Below are 3781 nucleotides of genomic sequence, written 5' to 3'. Positions count from 1 at the left end.
CTCTCGTTCCAGCTCCGGTGCCGACCGTACGGGCCCGGCGTCCGCCGGGAGTTCCAGCAGGACCGTCGGCTCGGCCGGTTCGGAGGGCCGCGCCCGCGCTCCGGCGGCAGCCCCGGGCGCCGGCGGCGCCACCGGGCGGTCGGCATCGCCCGGCCGCGCCGTGTGGTCGCTCGTGCAGGGTCCGCCGGTGTTCAGGGCCGGGCGGGGGGTCCGGGCGTAGAGCTCCTCCGCCAGTGAGAACACGTCCCGGTGCCGGAAGCGTGCCGCCGCGCGGTCCGTGAGGCCCCGGGCCTCCAGAGCGGCAGCGATCTCCAAGGGGTCGACGGCGTGTGCGCACAGGTCGTGGAGTTGGTGGAGCAGCCCGCGTACGGGATCGGCGGAAGCGTTCATCTCGGGCCCCCCTCCCCCGCCTCGGCGCCGACGCCCACGGGTGGGCTCTCCGCCCAGCTCGGGGACGCGGCCGGGATCCGGCGGGCGGGCCCCGCCCAGCGGCCCGGTACATGGGACTCGGCGGGGCGCGCGAACGGGCGCGGGGTGCTCCACCGCACGGCCCCGGCGCCGCCGGGTGCGGGCCAGTGCGACATGAGCTCCAGGTAGATGCCGCGGAACGCCTCGACGTTCTGCTGGGCCGTGAACAACTCCAGGGCCCGTGCGCGGGCCGCGGCGCCCAGCCGGGCACGCCGCGCCGGATCGCGCAGCAGCGCCACGCAACTGTTCGCCAGCGCACGCGGGTTGCGCGGCGGCACCACCAGCCCCGTGCCTCCGATCACCTCGCAGACCGCGCCGACGTCCGTGGAGACGGTCGCCCGCCCGCAGAACATCGCCTCGACCAGGGAGACCGGAAAGCCCTCCGCTGCGCTCGACAGCACGACGACGGCACCCGCCGCGTACACCTCAGCCAGGCCCGGCGCGCCCGGACCGCCCAGGGCCTCGAAGGAGACCGGCGGCGGGGCCCCGCCGGACGGGCCGACGGCGGCGCCCTGCGGCATGCCGGGGACGAGCCGCGCCGCGAGCGCGCGGCAGCGGGAGGCGTAACCGGCGTCCGTCTGGCCACCACCCCGTGCACCGTTCAGGCCGCCCTCCGAACCGCCGTTCAGAGCGACCAGGCGCAGCCGGGCAGCGGGGACGGCCCGGCGGATCTCGGCGAAGGCGTGCAGCAGGTTGATCAGGTCCTTCGCCGGTTCCACCCGCCCGACCCACACCACGGTCGGCTCGGGCTCCGGTGCGGCGGCCTGCTCGGGCGGCAGCGCGCGTACGGCCTGTTCGGCGCGTACGGCCCGCTCGCCGACCGCGGCGAAGGGCGTGGCGTCCATGCCGGGGTAGACCGTCCGCAACTGCTCGGAGCGGGCGCCGCAGCGCCGCTGCCAGCGCCGGGCGTGTGCGTTCCCCGGGGTGATCAGCTGTGCCTGGGCGTACGCCTCACGGGCCAGCCGCCCCTGGAAGGATGCGAGCAGGGCACGTATGGGCGCGCCCGCGGCCACCGGTGCGACGGCGCCCGCGGCGCTCGCCAGATAGTGCTCGCGCAACCGCACCCCGTACTCGGTGATCAGCAGGGGGACCCCGAACGCCCGCTTGGCCAGCAGGCCGGGGAGCGCCGCGAGTCCGCCGCCCACCGCGTGGCACAGGTCGGCCGCGGAGATGCCGGGGTCGGTGCCGCGCGTGCCGTACCAGTCCAGGGAGAGCGGGCGCAGCGCGCGCTCCAGCCGCTCGGTGACGGCCAGCAGGTCGGAGACCTGCGCGGCGTGCGCGGCGCGCAGCGCGCCGGGGGCCCGGCAGGCGGCCTCCAGGATGCGGACGGCCGCCTCGGACCGGAGGGCGCACGACAGTCCGCCGCGCTCGGACGCGAGTTCGGCGAGCCCGTACAGCCCTGCGGCGAAACGGTCCGCCTGCTCGGCACCCTCCTCCGTCTCCGCCGCGCAGACCGTCGCGGCCAGCTCCGCGAAGTGCTCCTGGAAGCGGCGGCGCTCCCGGCGCCCGTACGCGGCGTACGCCGGTGCGGAACCGCCCGTCGCCGGATCCGCGCCGACCCGGCCGTCCCCCCACAGCGGTGCGGTACGCACCCGGGTGACGTTGTGCGGGAGCTCGCGCCGGCCCGCGCCCTCCTGCCGGGCGCCCCGGCTCAGCGCGTAGACGTCGAACTCGTGCCCGTCCAGGCCGCGCAGCAGGCGGTCGCACCACGCCACCGACTCACCCCGCGCGTAGGGATATCCACCCTCCGTAAGCAGTGCAACGCGCACGCGCGCACCCCCGATCGTTCCTCCGTGCGGGCCACCGGCCGGGCGTGGCCCGGTGGCGTGACGCGGAAGACGCTATGCGCGTGCCCGGCCCGCGTGATGGACGGTTGTCCGTCACGCCACCGGAAGGGGTGAACACCCGTGACTTTCCCGGGGGTCAGGCGTTCTCGCCGCCCGACGAGGGGTCACGCCCGCGGATACGGCCAGGCGTTCGGGCGGCAGGTCGCGCCGTCCGTGGTGAGGAACTTGGTCTGCTGCATCATGACCGGCGCCGGCGCACCGTCCTTCGGACAGGTGACATGACCCTTGCCCAGCCGGTGCCCGACCTCGTGGTTGATGAGCATCTGGCGGTAGCCGTGCATCCGGTCGGGGCCGAAGGTCTTGGCGCCGCGCGCCCACCGATAGGCATTGATCATGACGCGCCGGGTGGTGGCCGCGTCGCAGGAGACGTGATCCTGACTGGTGTCCAGGCCGGACTTGGCGCACCAGACGTCCGTCGTGGCCGGGCTCGCCAGGGTGATGACGAAGTCGGCCTTCCCGGACGACACCCGCTCGAAGGTGCGCTCCCCGCCGTGCGCCCAGCTGCGCCTGTCGTTCAGAGTCCGGTGCACGGCCTCGGCGAACAGCTCACCGTCCAGCGGCAGTTCCTTCTCGACGTCCACGCGGTAGCGCACCACCTGCCGGCCGCGCGGCCCCTTCTGGTGTCCGCCCACGGTCGTGAACGTCCCGGGCCCCTTGAAGTCGGCCGCCAGGGAGAACCGCTCGGCCATCTGCTCGGTGTACGACGGCGCGGTGCGGCCAGGAGCCGGGGAGCGGCCCGCCGCGCCGTCCCGGGAGCTCCGCCCGTCCTTGACACCGGAGTCGGCGTCGTCCGAGCCCTGTCCCGTCTTCGGCCCGCTCCGCGCGTCGTCGCCCTTGCGGTGGTCGCCCGTGGCGACCTGCCCGGCGACGACGAACGCCAGCACCGTCGTCACGGCCGCGGCGCCTATCCCGGTGTACGCACGCCGCCTGCGGCGCTTGTTCGCCGGCGGCGCGATGGGCGCGAGCGGGGCGTCCGGCTCGTCCGGCCGCGGCTCTCCGGGAGCGCCGGCAGGGCCGGGAACGCGACCGTGCCCGCCGCCGGGAGGCTGCCGACCTCCCGGCGGGCCGGGCGGCGCCTCCTGCGGACGGCGCTGCGCGGTGGGCCGCGCGCCGCCGGGGCCGCGCGGGGCGTGCGGGACGCCGGGAGCGCCCTGTGCCGTCGGGGGCTCTCCGGCTGCGAAGACGTCGTCGAAAGCGTCGTCGAAGGCGTCGTCGAAAGCGTCCAGGTACTCCTGCCGGGGGCCCGTCGTCGCACGCCGCGCTCCCGGACGCCCGCGCGGGCGTCCCGCCGCGCGGGCGTCCCGGGCCGGCGGGTGGCCGCCCCGGGGCTCGCTCCGCTCCGGGTGGCCGCCGCGCGCCCCCATGGCGCCCGGCACGCCTCCGTACGCGGGCGAGCCGTGCGCGGGCGGGGCGGCGGCCGGCCTGGGCACGCCATGCGGCGGCGTACCGGGCTGCGGGGTGCCGTG

General features: G+C 76.9%; 2 protein-coding genes and 1 pseudogene. All 3 read right to left on the bottom strand.

Annotation, left to right across the window (positions count from 1 at the left end; translation table 11 throughout):
• Positions 1-390: pseudogene (locus G5C65_RS33240) on the bottom strand (hypothetical protein); the annotation flags it as partial.
• Positions 387-2237, bottom strand: coding sequence for a DUF3492 domain-containing protein (locus G5C65_RS33235; RefSeq protein ID WP_165302784.1), 1851 nt, complete (start codon positions 2235-2237; stop codon positions 387-389). The gene G5C65_RS33235 and the pseudogene G5C65_RS33240, both read right to left, overlap by 4 nt.
• Positions 2238-2419: 182 nt before the next feature.
• The coding region (locus G5C65_RS33230; RefSeq protein ID WP_241266236.1) for a DUF3152 domain-containing protein at positions 2420-3781 on the bottom strand (1362 nt) is incomplete at its 5' end.

The sequence above is a fragment of the Streptomyces boncukensis genome, from assembly GCF_011045075.1.
Classification (GTDB): Bacteria; Actinomycetota; Actinomycetes; order Streptomycetales; family Streptomycetaceae; genus Streptomyces; species Streptomyces boncukensis.
Note: the sequence above shows the minus strand (reverse complement) of the source record. Positions and strands in the feature narration are given on the sequence as shown.